This window comes from Actinomadura decatromicini (assembly GCF_008121305.1).
In the GTDB taxonomy this organism is placed as follows: Bacteria; Actinomycetota; Actinomycetes; order Streptosporangiales; family Streptosporangiaceae; genus Spirillospora; species Spirillospora syzygii.
In genome coordinates, this window is record NZ_VSRQ01000007.1 from 308,864 (window position 1) to 330,620 (window position 21,757).

32 protein-coding genes are annotated in these 21,757 nt (G+C 67.7%); all 32 read right to left on the reverse strand.

Translation table 11 applies throughout. From position 1 onward, the window contains the following. Position 1 precedes the first annotated feature (1 nt). Entirely contained in the window at positions 2-1,834 is a 1,833-nt protein-coding gene (locus FXF68_RS31270) for a VG15 protein (RefSeq protein ID WP_148765546.1), read from the reverse strand. Beyond that, a complete protein-coding gene (locus FXF68_RS31275) occupies positions 1,809-3,242 on the reverse strand; it encodes a phage portal protein (protein WP_148765547.1) in 1,434 nt (477 codons plus the stop codon). Before FXF68_RS31275 ends, FXF68_RS31270 begins: the two co-directional genes overlap by 26 nt. Then, positions 3,239-4,924 (reverse strand): terminase, encoded by a 1,686-nt coding sequence (locus FXF68_RS31280; RefSeq protein ID WP_148765548.1) that lies wholly within the window; start codon positions 4,922-4,924, stop codon positions 3,239-3,241. The genes FXF68_RS31275 and FXF68_RS31280 overlap by 4 nt, the downstream gene beginning before the upstream one ends. Beyond that, positions 4,924-5,376, reverse strand: a complete 453-nt coding sequence (locus FXF68_RS31285; protein WP_148765550.1) for a phage terminase small subunit — start codon at positions 5,374-5,376, stop codon at positions 4,924-4,926. The genes FXF68_RS31280 and FXF68_RS31285 overlap by 1 nt, the downstream gene beginning before the upstream one ends. A gap of 617 nt (positions 5,377-5,993) precedes the next feature. Further along, a complete protein-coding gene (locus FXF68_RS31290) occupies positions 5,994-6,248 on the reverse strand; it encodes a hypothetical protein (RefSeq protein WP_148765552.1) in 255 nt (84 codons plus the stop codon). After that, positions 6,245-6,481 carry a hypothetical protein gene (locus tag FXF68_RS31295; protein WP_148765554.1) on the reverse strand — a complete coding sequence of 79 codons (237 nt, stop codon included), beginning with the start codon at positions 6,479-6,481 and terminating at the stop codon, positions 6,245-6,247. Before FXF68_RS31295 ends, FXF68_RS31290 begins: the two co-directional genes overlap by 4 nt. Before the next feature lie 672 nt (positions 6,482-7,153). Continuing rightward, the gene (locus FXF68_RS31300; RefSeq protein WP_148765556.1) at positions 7,154-7,456 is read right to left on the reverse strand and encodes an HNH endonuclease; all 303 of its coding nucleotides are present in this window, start codon (positions 7,454-7,456) and stop codon (positions 7,154-7,156) included. A gap of 25 nt (positions 7,457-7,481) precedes the next feature. After that, positions 7,482-8,144 carry a hypothetical protein gene (locus FXF68_RS31305; protein WP_148765558.1) on the reverse strand — a complete coding sequence of 221 codons (663 nt, stop codon included), beginning with the start codon at positions 8,142-8,144 and terminating at the stop codon, positions 7,482-7,484. 349 nt (positions 8,145-8,493) lie between these two features. Then, positions 8,494-8,892 (reverse strand): hypothetical protein, encoded by a 399-nt coding sequence (locus FXF68_RS31310; protein ID WP_148765560.1) that lies wholly within the window; start codon positions 8,890-8,892, stop codon positions 8,494-8,496. Next, positions 8,889-9,050 (reverse strand): hypothetical protein, encoded by a 162-nt coding sequence (locus FXF68_RS42670; RefSeq protein WP_187438187.1) that lies wholly within the window; start codon positions 9,048-9,050, stop codon positions 8,889-8,891. The genes FXF68_RS31310 and FXF68_RS42670 overlap by 4 nt, the downstream gene beginning before the upstream one ends. Beyond that, the gene (locus FXF68_RS31315; protein ID WP_148765562.1) at positions 9,047-9,379 is read right to left on the reverse strand and encodes a hypothetical protein; all 333 of its coding nucleotides are present in this window, start codon (positions 9,377-9,379) and stop codon (positions 9,047-9,049) included. The genes FXF68_RS42670 and FXF68_RS31315 overlap by 4 nt, the downstream gene beginning before the upstream one ends. Before the next feature lie 312 nt (positions 9,380-9,691). After that, positions 9,692-10,393, reverse strand: coding sequence for a glycosyltransferase family 2 protein (locus FXF68_RS31320; protein WP_148765564.1), 702 nt, complete (start codon positions 10,391-10,393; stop codon positions 9,692-9,694). Positions 10,394-10,408: 15 nt separating this feature from the next. Continuing rightward, positions 10,409-11,044, reverse strand: coding sequence for a protein NO VEIN domain-containing protein (locus FXF68_RS31325; protein WP_148765566.1), 636 nt, complete (start codon positions 11,042-11,044; stop codon positions 10,409-10,411). A gap of 186 nt (positions 11,045-11,230) precedes the next feature. Then, complete coding sequence (locus tag FXF68_RS31330; RefSeq protein WP_148765568.1) at positions 11,231-11,596, reverse strand: hypothetical protein; 366 nt, start codon at positions 11,594-11,596, stop codon at positions 11,231-11,233. 48 nt (positions 11,597-11,644) lie between these two features. Then, positions 11,645-12,544, reverse strand: a complete 900-nt coding sequence (locus FXF68_RS31335) for an NAD-dependent epimerase/dehydratase family protein (protein ID WP_187438188.1) — start codon at positions 12,542-12,544, stop codon at positions 11,645-11,647. Between the two features lie 10 nt (positions 12,545-12,554). Next, positions 12,555-13,235 carry a hypothetical protein gene (locus FXF68_RS31340; RefSeq protein WP_148765572.1) on the reverse strand — a complete coding sequence of 227 codons (681 nt, stop codon included), beginning with the start codon at positions 13,233-13,235 and terminating at the stop codon, positions 12,555-12,557. Beyond that, positions 13,232-13,918 (reverse strand): hypothetical protein, encoded by a 687-nt coding sequence (locus FXF68_RS31345; RefSeq protein ID WP_148765574.1) that lies wholly within the window; start codon positions 13,916-13,918, stop codon positions 13,232-13,234. The genes FXF68_RS31340 and FXF68_RS31345 overlap by 4 nt, the downstream gene beginning before the upstream one ends. Before the next feature lie 9 nt (positions 13,919-13,927). Further along, entirely contained in the window at positions 13,928-14,209 is a 282-nt protein-coding gene (locus FXF68_RS31350; protein ID WP_148765576.1) for a hypothetical protein, read from the reverse strand. A gap of 16 nt (positions 14,210-14,225) precedes the next feature. After that, entirely contained in the window at positions 14,226-15,884 is a 1,659-nt protein-coding gene (locus FXF68_RS31355) for a hypothetical protein (RefSeq protein WP_148765578.1), read from the reverse strand. Between the two features lie 31 nt (positions 15,885-15,915). After that, the gene (locus FXF68_RS31360) at positions 15,916-16,374 is read right to left on the reverse strand and encodes a hypothetical protein (protein WP_148765580.1); all 459 of its coding nucleotides are present in this window, start codon (positions 16,372-16,374) and stop codon (positions 15,916-15,918) included. A 6-nt stretch (positions 16,375-16,380) separates the two neighbouring features. Continuing rightward, a complete protein-coding gene (locus FXF68_RS31365) occupies positions 16,381-16,605 on the reverse strand; it encodes a hypothetical protein (protein ID WP_148765582.1) in 225 nt (74 codons plus the stop codon). A gap of 221 nt (positions 16,606-16,826) precedes the next feature. Beyond that, positions 16,827-17,084 carry a MerR family transcriptional regulator gene (locus tag FXF68_RS31370; protein WP_148765584.1) on the reverse strand — a complete coding sequence of 86 codons (258 nt, stop codon included), beginning with the start codon at positions 17,082-17,084 and terminating at the stop codon, positions 16,827-16,829. Positions 17,085-17,222: 138 nt separating this feature from the next. Beyond that, positions 17,223-18,056 (reverse strand): hypothetical protein, encoded by an 834-nt coding sequence (locus tag FXF68_RS31375; RefSeq protein WP_148765586.1) that lies wholly within the window; start codon positions 18,054-18,056, stop codon positions 17,223-17,225. 29 nt (positions 18,057-18,085) lie between these two features. Further along, entirely contained in the window at positions 18,086-18,262 is a 177-nt protein-coding gene (locus FXF68_RS42675; protein ID WP_187438189.1) for a hypothetical protein, read from the reverse strand. Positions 18,263-18,320: 58 nt separating this feature from the next. After that, on the reverse strand, positions 18,321-18,503 hold the full coding sequence (locus tag FXF68_RS31380) for a hypothetical protein (protein ID WP_148765588.1): 183 nt from the start codon (positions 18,501-18,503) through the stop codon (positions 18,321-18,323). Next, entirely contained in the window at positions 18,500-18,979 is a 480-nt protein-coding gene (locus FXF68_RS31385) for a hypothetical protein (protein WP_148765590.1), read from the reverse strand. Before FXF68_RS31385 ends, FXF68_RS31380 begins: the two co-directional genes overlap by 4 nt. After that, complete coding sequence (locus tag FXF68_RS42680) at positions 18,976-19,140, reverse strand: hypothetical protein (RefSeq protein ID WP_187438190.1); 165 nt, start codon at positions 19,138-19,140, stop codon at positions 18,976-18,978. Before FXF68_RS42680 ends, FXF68_RS31385 begins: the two co-directional genes overlap by 4 nt. Further along, positions 19,137-20,135, reverse strand: a complete 999-nt coding sequence (locus FXF68_RS31390; protein WP_148765592.1) for a hypothetical protein — start codon at positions 20,133-20,135, stop codon at positions 19,137-19,139. Before FXF68_RS31390 ends, FXF68_RS42680 begins: the two co-directional genes overlap by 4 nt. Continuing rightward, positions 20,128-20,373, reverse strand: coding sequence for a hypothetical protein (locus FXF68_RS31395; protein ID WP_148765594.1), 246 nt, complete (start codon positions 20,371-20,373; stop codon positions 20,128-20,130). Before FXF68_RS31395 ends, FXF68_RS31390 begins: the two co-directional genes overlap by 8 nt. Continuing rightward, entirely contained in the window at positions 20,370-20,579 is a 210-nt protein-coding gene (locus FXF68_RS31400; protein ID WP_187438191.1) for a hypothetical protein, read from the reverse strand. Before FXF68_RS31400 ends, FXF68_RS31395 begins: the two co-directional genes overlap by 4 nt. Next, entirely contained in the window at positions 20,579-21,043 is a 465-nt protein-coding gene (locus tag FXF68_RS31405; RefSeq protein ID WP_222870162.1) for an HIT family protein, read from the reverse strand. Before FXF68_RS31405 ends, FXF68_RS31400 begins: the two co-directional genes overlap by 1 nt. Positions 21,044-21,174: 131 nt before the next feature. Continuing rightward, on the reverse strand, positions 21,175-21,738 hold the full coding sequence (locus FXF68_RS31410) for a hypothetical protein (protein WP_148765599.1): 564 nt from the start codon (positions 21,736-21,738) through the stop codon (positions 21,175-21,177). Positions 21,739-21,757 lie beyond the last annotated feature (19 nt).

Sequence of the window (21,757 nt, forward strand, 5' to 3'; positions counted from 1 at the left end):
ATCACCCCCGGGCGTCAAATGCCTTCCGCCACGCATGCATCTTGTCGCCCACATGGGCCGTGGCCTGCTCGTACAGCTGCTCCCAGTCCTGCACATGGGATGGCGGGACCCACAGCTTTCCTTCGAACACGGGCGCGACGGTGCAGGAGCAATTAGATACAATTACTCCATTAGCTCGGTACCAGCCCGACTCCGTCTGAAAGTTGAAAACTTGGCCACGAAACTCACGGTGAGAGAGATCGACGATGCGGTCGCTCTCTACACGTCCGGAAAGACGTTCCAACAGGTCGCGGCCATACTTGGCGTAAACGCCAGCACCGCCTACGTCGCCATAACCCGTCGCGGGGTCAAAGCGCGACATGCTACCGCTGATAGGGCCATGCTTGACCAAGCGGTCAGTCTGTACGTCAGCGGCATGACCGGACCCGAGGTCCGGGACGCCATCGGCATATCCACCAGCACGCTCCACCGGGAGTTGCGTAAACGTGGGATTCCTGCCCGCAGCCGCAGAACAAACATCCCATCTGCCGACGTGGTCTCCGCATACCTCGCCGGTGAAAGCCAACTCTCGCTCGCTACCCGGTACGGAACCTCGCGACCAGTGATCCGGCGGATCTTGGTCGAGCAAGGGGTTCAACCGCGCGATCGGAGTGCGGCCAGTACGCTCGCGATGGCTGCGCTCACCGACGAACAGCGCGCCGACATGGTCAAAAATGCTCACGCGGCAGTCCGCGGGCGCGACGTCTCCATGGAAGAACGCATCTTGCGCTCGCAGAAGCGGGAACGGACCCAATCCCATGCGACTGGCCGTGAACGACAGTTCGGTCGCCACATCAGCTTCCCTGATGTGATCCCGCAGAAAGCGATCGGCCCCTACAACGTCGACTTTGCTGTCGGTTCCGTCGCCGTGGAAATCCTCGGGGGTACCTGGCACGCTTACAAGGCCGAGCATGCCCATCGCACGCCATACATCCTGAACCAGGGCTGGAACATGCTCTTCATCTGGGACAGACAGCAAGCTCCCCTGTGCATTGAGGCTGCTGAGTACGTCGTCGCCTTCGCGGAGGAGTCCAGCAGGCAGCCAACCCTGCACCGTGAGTACCGGGTGATTAGGGGTGATGCGAAGCTCGTGGCCTGCGGCGGTGCGCAGGACGACCAGTTCCCCCTCATAATCCCGTCGATAGCCAACTTCCGCGGCAGGGCCATCAACTAGCGTCCCGGCGGGCACACAGTGGTCGTGGAACTTGTACTGGCCTTCGCCCTCGAAGTTCCGGTTCGCTCGTCGGCCGGCGGTCTGCCGCGACTTGAAGACCGCGCCGCGGAGCGCCATCAAAGCGCAGAAGTAGCAGGGGTCAGAGTCTGTGATCCTCGCCCACGCAATCGCGCGGCGATCCTTCAGGACGCCCTGATGGATGGTGTCGCGTGCGGTGTCCGCGACCGCTTTCTGCGCGGCGCCGATCACCTTGGTCTCGGCGTCTGCGAGGCGCCGCTCGATCGGCGGCGGGCTGTCACGTTGCGGGATCCACAGGTCCTTCGTCGCCCACCGCAGCGACGTGTCGATCTTCGTCTCCGGCACATCCGGCACGTCGATGTGGAAGGTCCCCGGCACGCGGGCGAGTTCGCGTTCGCTCTCGAAGTAGTCGGCGGCGAGCGACCCTGCCATGTCAGCGTGCTTGGTGATCGCCGCGTCCGCCGCGCGCAGCCACGCAGGCACCGTCGACCCGAATGACCCGAGCCTCACCAGCCGAAACGACGCAGCGATCTGCTTAGCGATCTCCTGCAGGATCTTGAGCTGCTGGCGGTGGTATTCAGCCGCCCGCGACTGCAGGCTCACCAGCCACCCCACTCGATCCCTGCGGCGGCGTGGACTGCTCGGGGCCGTTCACGATCGTGTCCAACAGCGTCGCACCGCGGGCGCGCCGCCGATCAGACTGGACCCGCTGCCTCTGCGACTCGGTGAGACCCACCATCTCCAACGTCACATCGCTGTCGGCCGGGAGAATCCCCGTCTGCACCAGCTTCACAGCCGCGTCGGTCTGGGATGCGATGGTCGGGGTTGCGGCGTTCCGCCATACCGTTTCGATCCGCCGCGCACGGTCCGGTACCTCGCCGTTCGCGACGAGCAGCGCCAGGCGTAGGACGTTTCCCCACACTGCGGACAAGACCGTCTGCTTCCGCTCGGCGCGCTTCACGAGCTGTGCCTCCGTCGAGCGGATCGCGTCCGCCGAGGCCGGGTTGTCGGTCGTGTAACCGAGATAGTGCGGCGGCAGACCAAGCTGGGTCGCCATGATCCGCGCATACAGGTCAACGATCTTCGTGTACGCGGACGGGTCGTACGCGGCGAACGTCCCGACCGTGGGGATCTCACCGTCCTCGTCCCGCTCCAACGCAAGGACCCGGCCGATGTAGGTCTCCCACGCGCTCTTCGGGTTCCCCTCAGCATCCTGAAAGGCGCTCTCGGACGTGCCGAGGATGTACCGCTGCGGCGCCCCGTAGAACTCCCGCGCGACCTCCATCCCCAGCAACGTGCGGCACGCCGCGTCCGTGATCGACATGACCGCCGGGGTGATCTCCGACCGGCCCGACCGGTCCGCGACCCGCTGCCGGTTCGCAATCCGCACCACCGTGACGACACCCAGGCCGTGCAAGTCGCGGTCGACGACAATCCAGCCGCCGTCCGTGGACTCCTCCAGGTGGACTGTCTGCTCCGGCAGATACAGCACCGCCGCCTGCCGGTCGGCGTCCTTGTACAGCCGCAGCGCCGACGTCACCGCCCGTTTCCGCGCGTCATAGAACAGGGTCATGTCCAGCGGCGACTCGACCGTGATCACCGGCGGGTCGCCGTCCTCGTCCGCCGACCCCACCGCCACATACGACCGGCGGTAAATGAACGAGTCCAGGTGCGCGAGCTGCGACTCGGCGATCAGCTCGTTCGGCTCCCACAGGTCCTCAAGCTCGCCCGACTCCTCCGGATCGTCGGCGTACCGCCACGCCTCGATGTCGAGGCGCTGCTCCAGCGCGTCCACACCGATCTGCGGCCACCCGATCACCGTGTGAAGGCCCTTGAGCTGCGGGGGGATCGAAATCCCCAGGTCCCGGATGAGCTGCTCGCCGTTGTAGTAGCAGTCCCGCAGCTCCATCTGCCACCGGCACGCCATCAGGTCCGTGCGGAGCGCGTCGAGCAGGTTCGACTCGTCGTCCGACAGGTTCAGCAGCGGCAGGTCCGGGATCGTGACGGTCACGCCAGCACCACCGCCCTGCCCTTGCCGCGCCGGCCGATGCCCTTGCTCACCGCGTCGATACGCGCCTGCCACGCGAGTGTCGCCGCGACCGCAGCGTCGATCTTCCGCCGCGAATCCGGGTGCTCCTTGGCGATCTGCAAACCGGCGCGGGACGGGCGCCGGCGCGCATTCAGCACATGCCGCGTCAACGTGAACGACCCGTCATGGGTGAGCTCACCGTTGATCACCGCCGCGTGGAACTGCTCCAACGCCCGCACGACCGCCTGCGGACGGTTCATCCACCACTCGATCGGGTGCGCCTGCGAAGACCGGACCCGCATCCGACGCCCGTAGGCGTACTCCCACTCCGCCACGAACGACCGCCAGTCCGCGGCAGGATCCGCGTAGAACCCGACGACCTTGTACCTCTGGAACGCCGACCGGACCGCCGCCTCGACCTCCGCGGTCGGCACCCACCAGTCCTTGCCCGCCGGACCGTTCGGCTGCTCCCACACCGCGACCTCGAACAGAAACCCGTCCGACACCCGGCACCCGATCAGCGCGGTCGCATCAGCCACGCCCCGGTTGCGGTGCTTGGACCCGTCGAACCCCAGCGTGATCCGATCCCCCGGCGCCACCGTCTTCGACGGGTCCGCGCAACCCGCCCACTCGTGCGGCGCCAGCCAAGCATCCGTCGCGCCGGTCTGCGCGTTCAGGAAATAGCGCCGCGAATCCACCGGGTTCTTGCGGGTGTCGTAGAACTCGTCGACGATCCCGTCGAAGTCGTTCCACTCGATCGCCTCACCGAACGCCTCAAGAATCGCCGCCCGCAACTGATCCTCAGCCGACAAGTCCTCGCACTCACCCCACCGGTGGTCATACAGCAGCCGGGCCCGCCGCGACCGTCCCTCCTGAATGTGCTCGGCCAGTTGGAACGTCGCCTCCGCGGTCGACTCCTCACCGGCGGCGAACATCGTGGTGGTCTCCAAGAACCACGTGCCCGCGCCCTTCTTCCGCTTCCGCAGGTTCCGGGTGACCGTGTCGTACATCCGCCGCAACTCCGGCTGGTTGTACAGGTGCGTCTCGTCGAACACCACGAACGTCTCCAGGCCGCCGTCCTTCGACGCCGACGACGCCGTCGACGGACGAATCTCCCCGCCCCCCGGCAGATAGATCCGCGTCAAGCCCGCGTCCATGCCCGGGATGTGCGACAGCAGCGCGTCTCCGTCGGTGAGGTTGAAGAACACCGTGTCGTAGACGTTGCCGGTCTGGCCCTCCTCAGTGGCCATGCACCGGATGAACGGGGACGTGACATGGCGACCCATCGGCTCACCCGGCTCGTACACATACCGGAACCCCAACCCCCACGGGTCCTCGTACACCTCACCGCCGGACGCCCAGCCCGCGAACCGGCACGGCCCCAACGCCTCGAACACAGCGAGCCGACCACCGAGCCCCGACTTGTCGCAGCCCTTCGGCCGCGAGAAAAACGCCGAGTCATACAACCGCTGCGTGTTCTCCGGCTCGTCGCCAATCGCGTAGCAGTCGACGATGAAGCCCGTGAGCTCATCACCGTGGCTGACCGGCTGGCCCTGCACGTCGCCCCGGCCGTGGACGACGAAGTACTCCATCCACACCGTCGCCAGCCACCCCAACGACCGGTGACGGTCATGCCCGGGGGCCCGGACCAGCGTGCGCGGCATCAGCCCGACAGCCGAGCCCGCCGCGACGAAATGTCGGTCACCGACCCGCCATCAACTGGCGCATCCGGCCCCGGCTCCGCCGGCGTAGGCAGCACCTCCATCCGCAAGCGCAGCCGATCCTCCGGCGTCGCCCCGAACTTCGCCGCCCGCAACCTCAACTCCGACGCGAACTCCCACCGGCCCTTCGTCCACATCACGTGATGCATCAGCGCCGTATCAACCAGAAAGTCCCAGTCAGTCGCCGTGAACGTCTGCGCCTGCGGCGACCGCCGCCACGTCTCCCACCACATCACCGTCCGCGGATGCCACGACTCCCCATCGGGCAGCACACCCTCCGGCAGGTCAGCACCGCGAACCACACCATCGACCGCGAGCTCCGTCATCGGCTTCGGGTCCGCGTTGCGCCGCCGGCGCTTCGCCGGGTCCTTCGGAGCAGGCCCGTGTCCAGCCACAGAGAGTCACCACCCCTCGGGCAACGCAAGATCATCAAGGGGCCCCAGACCTGTACGCACAGGCTGCGGCTACATGGGGCCGGGCGGGGTTCCGGCGGGGAGGGGGCTACCGCCCCAGGGTGTCAAGGCTCTGACCTGCCGTTATGCGGGCTTTGGCGCTCTGACCTGCAATAACTGGTCGTGTGACTCTGTGTGACCGACTCTGGATCATGGTCGATGCTGCTGATCAGCGATCTTGAGCGTCGAAGATCGATCATGCTTTGCGGTCAGTCGATCAGGTGTCGATCACGGTCGTCGATGGGCGTCGAGGCGACCTGTGCCCTGCGTGGCAGGCACACCGTGCCCTGGCTGGGGTGGAGGTACGGGTGGGGGTGGGGCTGGGGCTGGGGTGCGGTTGGCCTCACGGTCCGAGGTGGCACGTCAGGCCTTCTTCCTCATGCCCTTGCGGGTTGGGAGCCTTCGGTATCGGACACCCTTGCCGCCTGGCGTGGCGTGTGCATGCTTCCTAGCCCAAGACTTGTGAGTGGCGAAGGCCCATCTCCACTGGATAACTGAGCCTTGCTGCGGAAGCCGTGATACTTGCCGCCGCGCTTGGCCACTGTCATCACCTCCTGTGGTCAGCAGGCTGGGAGCGCCTGCACCAGGACACCTGCGATGCCTGTGGCGATGACGAACTCCACGCCTGGGAACGAGTCGCGTAGCCCTGCGAGCATCGCCTTGCGGTCGTCGTCGGATGGTTCATCGGCGATGGCGAGGAGGACACGGTCTCCGGGGCGGAGCACGATCATCGGGGGCTGGGTGTCGGAGCGGAGGACCTGCTCGGGCTCGAAAACCCCGAACGTGACGTCGTCGGGGTTGGGGGGTTCGGTCACTTCCGCTTGCCGTTGCCCTTGCGCTTCCGGCCGGCCGCGGACATGGCGCCCATCTTCTTCGCCCCGTACTTCTTGCGGCCCACGCTCGCGGCGACGGCGTTCGGGTCGCGGGCACCGGACTTGGCGGCCGAGGCGGCGACCTGCTTGAACCGCTTCCCGGAGCCGAGCTTGGGGGCCTTGCCCTTCGTACCGCCGCTCTTGGACTTGCCGCTGCTGGACTTCTTCGCTGCCACCGTGGTCACCTCCAACTTCAGCGCTGGTCTGGCGGCCGGTTGGCCCCTGCGGTCAGGCGCTCTTGAGCCAGGCCCAAACCTTGCCGTTGCGAATTTGTCTTATCAGAGACTCGCTAACCCCGTACCGATCGGCCAGGAGGGCATGTGGTGCCGATGATGCGCGGATCTCAAGGACATCGGCCTCCTGGAGCTTCGCGCCAGGGTTGTCGGATCCGAGGTCTGTCCGCGACTCAAAGCGGCGGGAGTTACATCGAAGGCACGTCGGAACGAGGTTCGTTGGTGTGTTGTTACTTCGATCCCAATCCAGGTGATCGGCCGTCAGGGTGCCGTCTTCCCACGACACCATCCGCTCACACCAATGACAGGCGTGCGTCCCGGGACCAATGGCGTCGTACAGAACCGCTCGGTGAACATAGACGTAACCCCGCTTGTTGCTGAGCGGGTGGTTCACGACCATCTTCCTGATGTAGCCGTCTGGACGGAGATTGCCCTGCCCGTTCGGCCTGTGCCGGAGTTCCAACCCGCCAGGGTCTCCGTGCTTCTTCCAACGCCTCACATGAAGGGAGCACCATCCATGCGAATCGTGAGGGCGAACGCAGCCCTCAACGCCACAGACACGTTTAGGCTTGTTTGGCACATTCTAATTATGGCAGACAAATTGCCTATCGTTGGCTATCTGACAATGCCTGGGTGAGCTTCCGCTGGTCTAGTGCGCTTCGGCTTGCGGGCCTGGGCTGCGCGTCCGCCCTCGGCCGATGATTTGGTCTGGTGGCAGTCGAAGCAGATCGCTGCGAGGTTGGCGTCACTGTCGTCGCCGCCTGCTGCGCTGTTGGCGACGTGGTCGACGTGTGTGGCGTGGTTGCCGCACTTGTAGCAGGTGTGGTTGTCGCGGGTGAGGATCCGGCGTCGGATCTTGTCCCATCCAGTGGGCAGTGTCGCTTTCCGGGTGCTGGTCTTCCACTGCCCGTTCGGCATCAGGCACCACCCGCCAAGATCGCCGTTACCCGCGGGTGGCGACTGCTGACTTGTCGCAGGTCACAGGCTCGGAGGTCAGGGCACGGATCGTGTCGACATCGCCCGCGTCACCGGCTGCGAGGTACCGCTGGTAGCGGGCGACGGCTGCGTCGTACGCCGGGCCCGACTTCGGTGGGCTGTCGTGGTGCAGCGCGTACACGCGGCCTTCGTGGCGGACGGGTTCCGCACCGAGTAGAAGCCGGTGGCTGATAAGCCATGCGACGTCTTCGGGCGCCCAGCCACGGAAGTGCTCGTCTTGCCCGCCGCACGCCCACCAGGTGGCCGGGGTGGTGACGTACACACCCGACGTGGCAGCGAGGACGACGAGGTGTGCGCAGCGTTCGAGCGGGATGCCGTCCAGGAGTTGGTCTGTGCCGTCGCGGCGGAGAGAACGGTACTGGTCGTAGGGCAAGTGGACTCGGGTGTCGCCTTCCGCGTCGTGGATCGCGGCGAGGAGCGGCTCACGCTCGGGGAGAGTGTCCGCGTCGGCGAGAACCGCGACGTCGTACCCGCCGACCTCAGCAGTGCGGACGGCCTTGTTGCGGCACGCGGCGAGGCAGAACGGCTCGTGGTCGGTGTCAACGTCGATCACGTCGGCGTCCGGGAGCAGGTCCCGGTACCGCTGGACCGTCAGATCATGGGCGTACACGCGGTGAGGCTGAGAACGCCAAGGGATGCCGACGAGGACGCGGGTCATCGCCGACTCGCTGCGCGTAGGAACAGGTACGCCTCACGCTGCTCCGCCGGGAATCGGTCGGTAGGTGCACCGCAGCGGGGGCAGATCAAGGCGCGAAGCGGAGTCGGTGACCCCATGTCGTCGTCGGGTTCGATGTGGCCTTCACGGGAGCACGCCTCCACGGCGGCGAGGTGTCTGGTCTCGCGTTCCTCCGCGTGGCGTTCCGCGTCCAGGTCCCGCTCGATACGGCGGATGGTCGCGTAGTCCGGGACCTGCTTCGGACGGGCTGTGAAGCGGCGCAGGGCACGCTCGGTGAGACTAGTCACGGCTGGTTCTCCGTCAGCTTCCGCATCAGCGCCTCCGGAGGGCGACGCGGCGGGCGGCGCATCCCGTTGGTGATCACAGCACCCATGAGCGCGATCAGTTCGTCCACCCGCCTGCGTTCATAGTCCAGGTCAGCGCGGAGCGTCCGCATGTCGGTGGTACCGCCGTAGTGGCCGGCGAGAGCCTCTAGAAGAGCGCGTGCTTCGCTGTCGCCGATCCGAAGTGTTGGCTCAACGTCAAACCGTTCTGTGGGCAGGTCGGCCCATTGGACCGCTGTGGCGTCTCCGCCCTCGATGATGCGGAGAATCCGGGAGGGGCGTTCACCGTCCTGTTGGTCGACCAGGTACACGGCGAGCGACAGGGACGGAAGGTCCTCGCGGATGTAGGCGCGGATCACGACGCGCTGTTCTGGGCGCTGGTGATGACCGCGCACACAATCTGCATTGCCTGACCCTCAGTGAACCCGGCCGCGACGAACGCCTCGTAAGCCTCGTGGAGTTGAGCCGCGCCAGCGGCGAGCTCGGTGATCGGGTCCGCGGGCATGTTGTCGCTCACTGCAGCCCCACAGCCTTGGTTGCAGCCGCATGGGCTCGCTTCGCGGCCCGTTCGATTTCCTCGGCGTCGATCTCCGGCACGAACCGGACGACCACCTCACCGACCGAGGTGGGTTCGTTGTCCACGTCGGCTTGGATGACGACGTCGTCCGGGAGCGGTGCCGCGGTTTGGATCATGTCGCGGACTTGGTCCTCGTCGAACCCTGCTTCGCGGAGTTCGTCGCGGTACGCGGCGAGACGCTTCGCTGTGGTGCGTGCATCGTCCACCGTAAAGATCTTGTTCAGAGCGTCGGAGGGGCGGAACGAGCCAGTGTCGGTGGGTTCGCTCATGGCGGAGCCTTCCGGGTTGGAGTGGGTTGGGCCCGGTCTGCGTCCAGCACCACCCACTCCAAGAGCGGCAGAACACAGACCGGGAGTCTTCAGGGGCTTACGGCCGTCCGGTCGCCGCACCAGTGACACCAGCGGATCTCGCGGTTAGGCCCGGTCGTTGTGCGCCAGTGGCCGCCGAATGCGTGCAGGACTCGCATCGCGAGGCTGTAGCTGCGCGAGTAGACCCACACGTAGGGGTCGTGGGGGAAGCCGCGCTCAACCTTGAAGCTGCGCTTTGCTCTGAACGTGCGCGGCATGTACGCGTCACCTCTCTCAATACGCAGTGCCGACGCGGTGGTGGCCGATGTGCTCCACAAGCGGAGGGTCCGTACGGCGGCCCCAGTACGCCCCACGGGCCCCTGCATCGGCGAAGAGAAGCTTCCCGAACCGGCTCTCGGACCAGTCGCCCTCTGGCCAGTCACGCTCGAACGTCCGACGCGGGATCAGGCACGGGTTCCCGGTGAAGCAGGCGCGGTGCTCGATCCAGGTGTGCTCGCCGTCCGTGGCCTCGGTGAAGGTCTGGCCCTGCGCTTCGAGGGCCTCGATCATCCCGCCGTGTGAATGCTCGTTGCCAAACCACGGCTGGCGCTTCAACGCGATCTGCGTCAGGTACGGGTGGCTGTCGAGGACACCGACGAGGGCGTCCAGGTTCACGTCCGCGTTGAACGTGAAGTCGTCCTCCAGCAAGAAGAACGAAGTGGTGTCGTAGGGGCCGGCCCAATGACGGGCCAGCGCCCACACCTGGCGCATCGCCTGCCAGTAGCCGTTGGGTTCTGGGAGGTGAAGGACCTTGCCGTCCCAGGGGCCGCCGATGAACTCATCTGCGAGCCACTGCCCGTAGGTCGGGTCGCCGGAGTCGTCCACGATGACCATGCCCGCGACGCCCGACAGGTGGCGCTGCGCGGACGGGATCGTCTTGGAGATGCACTCCGGGCGGCCGTTCGTGAGGCAGATGATCGGGACCACGACGATCACCTGCCCTCCAGCGGGTCAGTCGTTCTGCTGCGGCCCTTCGGGGAGGCGGCACTCGAAGGTGAGCGGGGTCAGGTCGTCGTCGGTCGGGTGCCATCCGGCCCATCGGCGTAGCCTGCCGCCGCTGGTGACGATGCGCCCGCAGGAGTCGCGGGACCAGGTGATCTCGTCGACGACCACCAGGTCGGCTGTCGCGGTGCGGGCGTTTTTCACTTCGTTGCGGGTGACAATGACCTTGTCGACCCGGCTCCGTGAACCCTTGACCTCGACCGTGCGGCTGCCGTGCTGCTTTTCAACGAGCAGATCGAAGGGTTTGCCGAGCACGGTGACGGACCAGCCTCGTTCGCGGTACCAGGCGGCAGCCACCTCGACCCCGCGCCGCTCGACAGCTTGACGGAGGACTGGGTCCGGCTCGCGGGTCAGCCCCTGTCGCACTGCCTCACCAAGAGCTTCACGTCTCGGGGCGGTCGTGCCCAGGCGAGACTCGATGCGGGGATCAAACTGAGGCTGATCGGAGATCTGAAGTACCGACTTGACGCCAACTCCGAACCTGCCGAGCCGGTTCAGGTCAGTCAAGGGCACGAAGTGGTTGGTCGTGAACTGCTGCTCAGTTGTTCGATCTTCGGTTGCCCGGAGTAGCTCACTAATGATCATGCCAGCTTCGACCGTCTTGCTTAGGCCGACAGCGTGAGCTAGGACGATACCTCGGTGCAACTCTGACCACTGGAGCGGCGTCGGAGGCCGAAGACGGGAGGCGGGATTCTGCTTGGACACGGGCCACACCGTACGGTAAACGTCCGACAGCGAGCGGTAGTTCTACGGGCAAGGGTCCTCGACCAGCTACAACGGATTTGAACCGTCGGGTCCCACGCACCGGACGGTACCGGCGTCTGAGACCTCGTAGACGTGAATATTGAGCCGTTCTCGCACTGCAGCCGGGACTCTGAGCGCAGCCGTCACGCCCTTGGTCGGCACCACGACTGCGAAGCAGGCACTTAGATCGGTCATGCGGCGCAAGATTTGGCCGTAGGCGATGTCGAGGTCCGTGCCGAAGTCACCGGCGTCGCCTTTGACTTCCACGTACAGCGCCTGACCGCTTCTCGCCGCGACGATGTCACAGTCCCCGCTGTCCTCGGCTAGGTCCCAACCGTGCCCTTTGAGGTAATTGCAGAAGGCAGCCACCACTCGGGGTTCATCGCCAGCCATCGGAGTCCCTGCTGATCACACGCCCATTGTCCCAGAAAGGCGCAGTGATCACATGTTGACGGACCGGGCGGCGAGCGCCCTCTTCACGCCCTCTGCCAGCGTCACGCGCGGCGTGTACAGCTCGTTGAGCCGGGTGGGGTCGCCGACCCGGTACGCCACCCCAGCAGGCTTCTCAGGGTGCAACTCGAAGCGCGGCGCGTAGCCCGCCTCCGCCGCGAACATGGCTGCAAGGTCCGCCATCGACGTGCCCACGCCCGTCGCGATGTTCAAGGGGCCGTCCACAGCGTTATCCACAGCCGCGAGAACAGCACCCACGACATCGTCCACGTGCACCCAATCGCGGACCTGGGAGCCGTCGCCCCAGATGACGAACGGGTCCTCGTGGCGGCGTGCGCGGTCCCTGAACGCACCGAACGGGAAGTCGCTCGACTGGTCCTCGCCATAACCGGAGAACGGCCTGACGATCGTCACAGCACCGCCCTGAGCCCGGTATGCCTCCGCCAGACGCTCCCCCATGAGCTTCACGGCGCCGTAGATCGCATCCGGGTTGTCCGGGCCAAGCAGGTCTATGTCCGTCTCCGTGAGACGGTAGGCACGGTCGCCCTCTTGGAAGGCGATCGGATACGCGGCGCTCGAACTCAGATATACGACTCGGCCGGGCTTGGTGCGGGCGGCCCACTCGAACATGGCACTATCCAACGCGAGGTTCCCTGCGCCGACCGCGAGCGCACGCCCGTCGATCGCGGCGCGGTGCGGCGTGACGGCTGCGCAGTGGATCAGCAGATCCCAGTGCTGGTCGTCCTCGCGAAAGAACGAAAGCGCGTCTTGGCCCTTCGGTGAGCAGGGCACGTCGAGATACAGCCCGAAATCAACATCGGGACGTTCGTTCAGGGCGGCGACGAGATGGCGTCCGAGGAACCCGCGCGCTCCGGTTACGACAACGTCCACGGCGGCCTCCTCACACCCTGAGAGCGTCAGACGGGATGCGGAGCGTGCCGTCACCGTTGAAGCCCTGCCCCACGAACCGTCCCGGCATCCGGCGCGTCGGCCAGCCCCGAAGATCACCCCGAACGTCGTCGTCCATCCGCGGGGACTCCGGGGAGGCGTGGATCACCGCGCGGGACACCGCCACCGGATACACCACATCCCGAAGCCACATCTGGTCCGCCTGGTAGTGCTCGACCGGGCCCGGCTCGTACGGGACGTGGTCGCGGACCCGGCGTGCGCCGTGGCGTGTGCAGCCCCACATGCCCGCGAGGATCGGCATCCCATGCTCAGGGTGGTCCCTCATGATGTGGAACTCGGCGCCCGTCCCGAGCCACTCCTCGACGGCGGCGCGTTCACGTTCGTCCGGGCGGGAGTCACAGTCCCGGAACATGATCACGTCGAGGTAGTCGTCGCGGAGGGCTCGGAGGCGCCAGAACGTCGACCACCAGTCCTCCACCTGCCCGCGCATCGCGACCAGGTCGGCGTTCCCGAACGCCGCGATCTCCTCGCACACTTCCGTGGGGATCGAGTCACCGACGTAGAAGCGGAGCATCCACCCCGGGTACAGAGTGGCGCAGATCTTTGCGTTCTCGACCGCGCCGCGCTGGTACAGCGGGTCCGTGCCGAACAGAGCGTAGGAGATCAGCCTCACAGCAGCGCCCGGAGCTTCGCGACGTCCGCGTCGAACCCGGTCTCCAACCACCGTGCGTACGCCTGCCGGTCCCGCTCCGCGGCGTCCGGGTGGTTCACCTCGGCGTACCCATGATCGTCCTCGGCCTTTCCCGCGATCGGGTGCATGTGCTCCACGAGGACGTCCGGGAGGTAGCGGATCCGGTCGATCGCCCGGCCGAGATCGAGCCAGCTATTGTCGGCCCACAAATGCAAAAGGCCAGGTGGGACCATGTATCCGAGAGTCTGGATGATGTTCGCGGTCATCGCGACGTGGGTTGGGAGCCGCTCCCCCATGTAGCCGTCATCGCCGTACACCATGCCTACACCGCCGAGCGATGCCAGCACCGCCAGGTAGGTCTCGTCGAACGCAGGGGTCCTCGGGCGGTGGTCGTCACCGAGGAACCCGATCGCGTAGTGATCGGCGGCTCGTTCGAGCGCGACCTTGTTGAGCGTCGGGCACATCCGAAGCCGCGGCCCGACCGTCAGCTCGATGCCCCGTTCGGCGCACACCTCGCGGTAGCCGTCCAGTGCTGGGTCATCGTCGTCCGCTGCGACGAGCAGTTCGGCGGCGCCGGTGGTCGTGGCGGACCAGGCGTCCCACAGGTCGGCGATGTTGTGGGGGCGGCCACGCGACGGAACGATCATGAGCAGGTCGGCGGGCACAGATGCTCCTCATGTGATGCGTAGGAGGCCGCTGCGGAGGACCGGGATCTCCGGCTCGGCGGTCACCCGGACCCACACCCGATAGGCGCCGTCCGCGAGTAGCAGCGTGCCGCCAGGGCCGATCAGAAGCTTCGCCGTCGAGCCGTCCCACACGTCCGCAGGCACCCAGTCGTCCTCTGCGGGCTCCTCAGCGCCTATGTCGACGACCGCGAGCTCCACGGGCTGGTCTGCGGTCGCGCCGGACACGGGGACGTGGATGTACTCGCGGCTCGTCGACGGGATGATCAGCACGCGCCCTCCCGTGATCTCAGAGGGTGGGCGGGCCCGCGTTCCACGTCCTTGAGGCGGCACCGCCGCGCCACGTTCGCGTCAGCGAGCCGCACGACCATGAGCGGGCCAGAGACCCGACCGTGATGTCCGGGGGTTCGGCGACGTCGGCGTGCACCAGCAGGGCAGGGAACGTCACCGAAGCCGTCGCTAGGGCGGGCGAGGGTCGAGCGCCGACCGTGACCGTCGGGACGGGGACCGTCGCTGTGAGAGCCAGTAGCGCGGTCTGTGCCGCGGTCTGGGCGAGCACAGCTGGCGTTGGGACCGTCACCGCGGCGGAGAGCAGCACGGGTGAAGCAGACGTTCCCAGCCTCGGTGTCGGCGCGAACGTCTGTGCCGCGGCGTGGAGCCTTGAGGGCTCCGCTGCGGCCTCTGTTGAGGGTGCGGGCGCCTGGACGGTCACCGCCGCGTCAAGGGTCGGCGGCGCCACCGTGGCCGTCGAACTCGCCTCAACGGTCGGGGCTACGATAGTCGCCGCCGCAGCCACGGTCGCTGGCGCCGTAGCCGCATCGGTGATCAGCTCCGGGACAGGAACCGCCGTGGTCGCGATGACCCGGCCCGGGGTGATCGTCGTACCGGACGATGTTTCGAGCGCAGGCCCCGCGAACAACGCCGCGGCCGGTGCGACCGCCGGCGCGGCGGTTGCCCCTGTCCTGATTGAGGACGCCGGGGCGGCGCTAGAGGCTTCCAAGCACGACGGTGATGCGGTCGCGGAGGCTGAAGGTTCAGCCGTCTGGAACGCCGCGGCGGCCTGGACACGGCTCAGTGCAACCGTTGCGCCGGTCCGCACCGTCGGCGCGAGAACCGAAGCCGATGCGGCGGCGCGGGCCGGGGTCGTGCTGCTGCCCGCCGACACCGACACCGAAGGTGTCGATGTGGCAGCGGCCGGGCGAGACGGTACGGTCGACGCCCCAGCGGACACTGCCGGTGCCGGGGTCGAAACCGCCCGCGTCAGCGCGCCCGGAGCCGCCGTCGCGGCGGTAGACGCGGCGAGCAGAGCCAACGACCACGTCGTCACACCCGCCGCGGAGACGGTCCCTGTCCAGTCCGGCGGCGTGACCGCCACACCCGATGCGTGGGTCGCGGCGAGCCCGTCGTCGGCGACGGCGCAGATCGTGCCGCCCGTCCCCGTCGCCAGGCCATCAGTGTCGGCGCGTTCGGTGTAGATCGTGCTGTAGCCCGTCGACCCGGAGGTGGCGCGTTCGGCGACCATCGACACGATCGAGCAGCCCGCGACCGCCGGCGTCACCGCCGGGCACGCATGCGCGGCCACCGGGGTGCTGCCCTCGTTGCGGCTCGTGAGCGCGTTCACCGGGTCGGTCTGGTCGCAGCCGCGGTAGATCACCAGGCAGCATGACTGGCGGTTCGCGGCGCTCATCACCATCGACAACGACCCGGACTCCGAGCCGGTACACACCCGGGAGTAGATGCGGGTCCGCATGGAGCCCTGCGCCGAGTTCAGCGTCGCTTCGAGGGTGAAGCCGGGCGGGTCTGTGGTGATCGTCTGCGCTGTGCCGTTCGCCCACAGCAGCAGCGCCACATCCCCGGCTGCGGGCGCGGACCCGCCCGCGGGCCAGGTGACCGAGAGGGTGGCGATGTTCCCGCCGGCGGTGGCGGAGGAGACGTAGGAGATCGCCACGGCGGATCACCTCACGCCGCAAGCAAGACGATCAAGGTACGAGGTCGACAGCGAAAACCCCAGCGGCATTCCACTGGATGAGGAATTGGCCTGCGGAGGTGCTGTAAGCCTGGCCGAAGTCGATCGCGCAGATCGCGTTGTTGCCCGCCAGGCCGTCGGCGTACAGCAGCACGCCCCGGGCGCCGGTGATCGTTGAGTTCGACCAGGACGTGTCCGCCTGGTCGTAGGTGATCACGCCGGACGCCCCGGTCAGTGTCGGTGAAGCGACCGCGGTGCCGCCTGCGGTGTAGCCGGTGCCGGACACCTCACCGGACGCCCACACCCCAGCGCCGTACGCGGCGTTCGCCGCGGACGCATCGAAGTCGGGAGTGACGGCGTTGTCGAACAGCGCCCACTTGTTGCTCGTCGACGACAGGTCGACAGCGAGCTGGGTGGCGTCGAGGACGTCGATGAGTGTCGCGACGAACAGGCCGCTGCCGGACCAGGCCATGATGATCTACCGCTCCTCGTGAGTCGTGGTCTGCACGGTGACGCGAGGGGCGTTGATCGTGACGTCCTGCCGGTCGCCAGACCGTTCGGTGACCGTGTTGCCGAGCTCGTCGGTCGTCGCCTTGAACCGCTGCCCGGCCTCGTCGCGGCCCGCGCGGACCTGGTCGCCGGAGCGGCGGGAGATCGACCCGATCGACCGCATCCGTTCCAGCCACTCAGGGTCAGCGGCCACAACAACCTCCCGGGAAGCCTTGGTCTCGGGGCGGGTGCCTGCCCCGCGGTAAAGACCCCTCAAAACTGCGGGACAGGCACCCGGCGCGCGGCCGGTGGGGAACCGGGAACCGCGCAGGGGGCGCACCACGGGGCGGCGCGCAGCACACCAGACAGGCCCGTAACTATGTGACCAGCGGCAGGGCCAGGGTGTGCGCCTAGAAGATCGAGAAACGTCGGTGCTTAAGCCGCCGCGTAACTAACCGGGCCCCGGCGGGCCCTCTCGCGGAGCTTGTACTCCACCTCGATCACGTCACGGAAATCGAACAGTGGGCGCCCCTTCGGATCACGGAATTCCGTGCCGTCGGTGTCCTTCGCGACTTTGAGGTGCCCGCGGTTTTTCCACTGCCGAATCGTGCCGGGCTTCACCCCGGCGATCTGAGCGGCGAGATCAGAGTTCACCAGTCCGGACGAGGGGATCTCGATGTCGTCTCTGCTCACGGATCGCCCCCAGACACGACGAAGGCCCCCAGCCGCAAGTTTCGGGCTGAGGGCAGAAGGGTCCTAACCGGGGACAATACGCGTAACGGCGTTCCCGAGCAAATTAACGCTCCGGCCGGAACCTTCGGGCTGTCGTTGTCAGCGCGTCACCTGCTGATCGGCCTCCTCCTCGTACTCTTCGTACTCCTCCTTCGACATCACCCTGCGGCAGTCCTCGTTGTTGCAGTGGATGCGGTCATCGTCGTGGAGGAACAGAGACCGGCGGCGGCACCGGGGGCACGGCAGCGGCTTGTGTCGGAGCGGTGGACGGGTGGACGTCGCCGCTTGGAGTTTCGAGTGCTCGATCAGGACTTCCCGGCCGAAGTCCTCGGCGAGGTCAGGGTGGGCGAGGACGGCATCGACGCGTTGCAGCATCCATGCGATGGCGGAGGTGAGGGCCGGAGCGTTCGCGCCACGGTAAGGCGGATGTGGCCAGCCTTGCGTGTCCCGGTATGCGATCTCCCAGGAGGTGAGCCAGCGGAGCAGGTCATCAAGGTCGTCCTGCCCAGGTGACGGGGTTCGCGCTGACTTCGTCGAAGAGACCCGGTCTGTGATGGCCTGGCCAGGTGCCTGGTATCCGTCGGTCATCGTGAGGCGCAGCGAGGCGAGTTCGTCGAGGTCCGCGAGAGAACGGCGGATGGACGCCACGCACGACGCGCACCACACCGGTTCTCCTGGCCGGGGGATCCAGCCGGGCGGCTCAGGCTCCTCGGGACGTTCTGGGCGCGGCCCAGCAACGTCCTCCCCGTGCTCCGCGACGGCAGCCCGCCATTCAGCGAGCACCTCTGGGAGGGCGCTGCACTCGGCGTCCCATTCCTGCCGGGCTTCCTCGTACGTGGCGAGAGCTCTGCGGTAGCCCGCATTGCAGCGCCCCGGGCAGATCGAGCCGCCGGCGGCTGGCGTGTCCAACTCGATGTCCATCGCGTTCGTCATGGTCCCCCCATGCTTGCTCGCGGGCTGGTTCAGCCCTTGACCTCAATGCGCTTGATGCTCGACCGCCACGTCGCAGTCGCTCGGACGACCGTGGTCCCCGGGATCTCGGCCCGCATCGCCTCCTGAACGAACGCGGCAAGTTCGTCCAGAGTCATGCCGTGTTTGGTGTCGGCGGCCTCGGCCTTCACGGTCTTTTCGGTGGCCATCACAGGGTCTCCTCGCGGTCGAGTTCGTCGGCCCAGCACAGGTAGTCGCAGGCGCCGCTCAACGTCGGTCCATGCCGTCCACGAGCAGGATCACTCCCGCGATGACGAGGGCGGCGATGCAGACGGTGACCGCCATGGTGATGGTGGCGGCCAGCCAGCCCAAGTCACTCGCGCAGGCGGCGAAGAGTCCGCCGAACACCAGAGCCAAGATCGCCACCCCGGCGATCAGCCGGACGTTCACGTGGTCTCCTCAGGGCCGGGGCAGATGAACGGGTACGGCAGGTCGCGGCGTCCGGAGCACGCGGGGCAGTCCTCGGCGTTGCCGCCGGTGTGCTCGGCGGGCGGCGTCGCCTCCGGCTGGTCAAGGGCGGCGAGGACATCGGCGGCGGGCACGCGCGCGGGGAACGGCACGCCGCCGAGCATGAAGCCGGGGCCGTTCGCGGCCTTCTCCTGCGCTGCTGTGGCAAGGGCCCGCACCCGTTCGGCAGCGGCGAGGGCCTCCCAGGCGCGAAGACTGTCCGCGGTCGGGTATCCGCTCACGTCGGCATCCCAACCGTCACGGTCGTCGGGCTCCCAGCGACTCACGGCGGCGGCGATCATGCTGAACAGGTCGTGACGCATGTCGGCGGGGAGGCTGAGCGGGACTTCAACGGCGACGGTCCAGGTGTCGACACTGGCCTGTCGGCCGCAGCCTTCGCAGGGGCGCGGGTGGCTCAACGGGTCTCCTTCGGCTTCGGCGCGGTGATGCGGTGCCACCAGCGGGCGGGCCGCCATGCCGGGTACCGGCCGGTCGCGACCCAGGTCCGGCCGCAGCGGGGGCAGGCAACGCGGGCGCGGTGCGGGTGGTGCTCGGGGCGGCTCGGGGGCGGGCAGGTCATGTGAGCTCCTTCGACTGGTCAAGGGCAGCGAGGATGGCGTCGCGAGGAACAACTACCTGCACGTGGGTCTCGCCCTCGCCTCCCCGGTGGATCGCGAACGCCCTGCCGGTAGGTGACGGCTCCAGGGCTTTGCGCACCCCATGCACGGCGGCTTCGTCCTGTTGGAGGCGCTCCTCGTGGCGGCTGGTGATGCAGGCGCTCATGTACCGGGTCGCCGTGTAGATCCGTTCGATGGTCGCGAGCCGCTCCGCAGGGTCGGCGCGGTTAAACCAGTGGAGCCACTCGCCCGGCGTGTACACGGCGGCGGGACGTTCGGCTGGTGGTTCGGTCTCACCCTCATGGATCGCTGCGAGCGCCCGCTCGGCCTGCTCGGCGCGGGCCTGCCAGGTGCTACTAGCCCCCCGGTCGAGGGCGGCTTCAAGGTCCGCAACTCGGACGACCTGCTCGGCGTCCGGTCCGGCGAGCATGGTCTTGTAGGCCATGACGTTGCGCACGCGTGCGATCGCATCCTCGGCCTGCTGTCGTCCGAGGCGCGCACCGTTGGCTATCTCGTTCCAGTCCTCTGCGTTCTGCCACGCGGACGCCGCTTCGGCTTCGGCCTGCTCGGCGCGCTGGGTCTGCTCGGCGAGCGCGGCCTCGGCCTTGTCGACGTCCTCTTCGGCGGACTTGTACAGGCCGATCTGGGTGGCGAGCGCTCGGCGCAGGTCGGCGATCTCGGCCTCAACGACGGGCAGGACGGCGTCGGCGCGGGCGAGGGAGTTCGCGTGGAGGTTCTCCAGGGTGCGCGGGTGGACCGGCGGGGACGTGCGGGCCGTCCCCGCCGCGTTGAGCGTCCACTTGTTGAGCGCCTCTGCCAGCCGATCGCGGAGCGCTGTGTCTGACGTTGACGCGAGCGGCTGGACCTCGGGTTCGGGTTCGCTGATCCGGTGGCAAATGCAGTCCGAGTTGTCGCAGAGCTGGTCACTGTCCGGCTCGGGTACAGTCGGTTCAGGCATAAGGGATCTCCTCGACACGGTAGGTCGGGCGACCGTCGCTGTAGCGCGGGATCAGGTTCTTGATCAGCCGGTCGGTCTCGTCGTCGCAGTACGGGCCGAAGGTGTTGCCGTCGCCCCCATCGGGGTCGAGGAGGATGACGAGGCGTCGGCCACGCGGCTTCTTGCAACCGTCGGCTGCGCAGATGTCGCTCGGCGCTGTGCGCGCTGGGCCGGTGCCTGGTGTACGGGAGTCGGTCACCGCGTCTCCCGGTGGCTTTGAGGCGCGCATGGGGCCTTCGTCGTGCGGCGGTCGATCTCCAGCTCGGCCATCTCGGCGTAGATGATCGCGGCGAGGCCGGTCGCCACCGCGCCGATGCTCGCGTGGAGCGGGTCCCTGGCGGCCCAGCCGACGACGCTGACCGCGACGACCATGGTCACGATGCGGATGATGCGAAGGCGCTTCATCATCCCTCCAGGTGGACGTCGCGGTGTGCGGTCAGGTCCCCGCCCGTCCACGCGTCCGGGTCGCAGTTCGGGGCGCACTGACGGATCCCACCGCGCGGGTCGAGGACGTCGCCGTTGTGGCGCGGGATCAGGTGAACGTGCAGGTGGTCGATGCTGCGCCCGGCGGCCTCACCGTCGTTGATCCCGATCGTCCAACCGTCTGGGCGGCCGACCTTGGCCTCGACCAGGTTGCGGGCGTAGCAGAGGACGCCGTACAGCTCGGCGGACTCGGCGCCGTCCAGGTCGAAGGTCGAGACGACGTGCCGCTTGGTGACCAGCTCGACGTGCCCCGGGTTGGCCGGGTAGGCGTCGAGGCGGATGTACCAGGAGGCGGACTCGCCGAGGATGGTGTGCGCGGAGCGGTCGCAGAACAGGCAGCCGTGCTGAGCCCTTGCCGTGGGCTCGCCCGTGCGGTCGACGGTCACCGCCGTTCCGGTCGTATCGCGTCGGCAGTGGCGACCAGAGCCCCTGCGGTGCGGGTAGAGAGCCGACTCCGGACCGCCGCAGTAGCAGTTCTCCTCGGGAGGCCAGCGCCTGCTGGGCATGCGGTCCCCCGTCATGACTCGCCCCGCCCGATCTCCCGGGCCTGCCGGATCGCCTCGTTGAACGCCGCCTCACCGGCGACGCGGTGGCAGTTGTGCTCGTCACCGGCGTCGCACGGGTTCACCTCCTGGGGCTCCGGAGCGGACCACTCGCGCATGGTCGCTTCGAGCCTCGCGACCTGTGCGGCGGCCACACGCTCGCGGACTCGCCGCTCGTGCTCGCCAGGCCTCGCCATCTCACACAGCCGGACCGTGTCGTCCGGTGTCCGCTGGGCGGCCTCGGTCTCCCGGTCGGCGATCTCCTCCGGCGTTCCGAACATCCATCGTTGGAACACTTGGAGGGCGCGATCAGCGGCCTCGTCGGCCGAGTGGAGCACCACAGCCGGATAGCCGTCATCGGCGGTCACCGTGTGGGACGTGAGGCCAGCCGCGACCAGGAGACCGCGCAGGTCGTCCTTGCTCGGCGGGACCGGTTCAGGGGCGTGTCCGCAACGTCCCCAGACGAGCGTGTGCTCGCCCGCCTTACGGCATTCACGCGCACACCCCTCGAACTCGGCGGGCACTTCGCTGGGCTTCATCCTGCCTCCCGCACGGCGT

Coding starts and splice junctions, on each gene's coding strand:
- FXF68_RS31300 (WP_148765556.1), bottom strand. CDS start 7,456: ATGCCGAACGGGCAGTGGAAGACCAGCACCCGGAAAGCGACACTGCCC.
- FXF68_RS31360 (WP_148765580.1), bottom strand. CDS start 16,374: ATGGCCTGGTCCGGCAGCGGCCTGTTCGTCGCGACACTCATCGACGTC.
- FXF68_RS31330 (WP_148765568.1), bottom strand. CDS start 11,596: ATGGCTGGCGATGAACCCCGAGTGGTGGCTGCCTTCTGCAATTACCTC.
- FXF68_RS31325 (WP_148765566.1), bottom strand. CDS start 11,044: ATGATCATTAGTGAGCTACTCCGGGCAACCGAAGATCGAACAACTGAG.
- FXF68_RS31375 (WP_148765586.1), bottom strand. CDS start 18,056: ATGACGAACGCGATGGACATCGAGTTGGACACGCCAGCCGCCGGCGGC.
- FXF68_RS31280 (WP_148765548.1), bottom strand. CDS start 4,924: ATGCCGCGCACGCTGGTCCGGGCCCCCGGGCATGACCGTCACCGGTCG.
- FXF68_RS31410 (WP_148765599.1), bottom strand. CDS start 21,738: ATGAAGCCCAGCGAAGTGCCCGCCGAGTTCGAGGGGTGTGCGCGTGAA.
- FXF68_RS42680 (WP_187438190.1), bottom strand. CDS start 19,140: ATGACCTGCCCGCCCCCGAGCCGCCCCGAGCACCACCCGCACCGCGCC.
- FXF68_RS42675 (WP_187438189.1), bottom strand. CDS start 18,262: ATGGCCACCGAAAAGACCGTGAAGGCCGAGGCCGCCGACACCAAACAC.
- FXF68_RS31315 (WP_148765562.1), bottom strand. CDS start 9,379: ATGAGCGAACCCACCGACACTGGCTCGTTCCGCCCCTCCGACGCTCTG.
- FXF68_RS31390 (WP_148765592.1), bottom strand. CDS start 20,135: ATGCCTGAACCGACTGTACCCGAGCCGGACAGTGACCAGCTCTGCGAC.
- FXF68_RS31400 (WP_187438191.1), bottom strand. CDS start 20,579: ATGAAGCGCCTTCGCATCATCCGCATCGTGACCATGGTCGTCGCGGTC.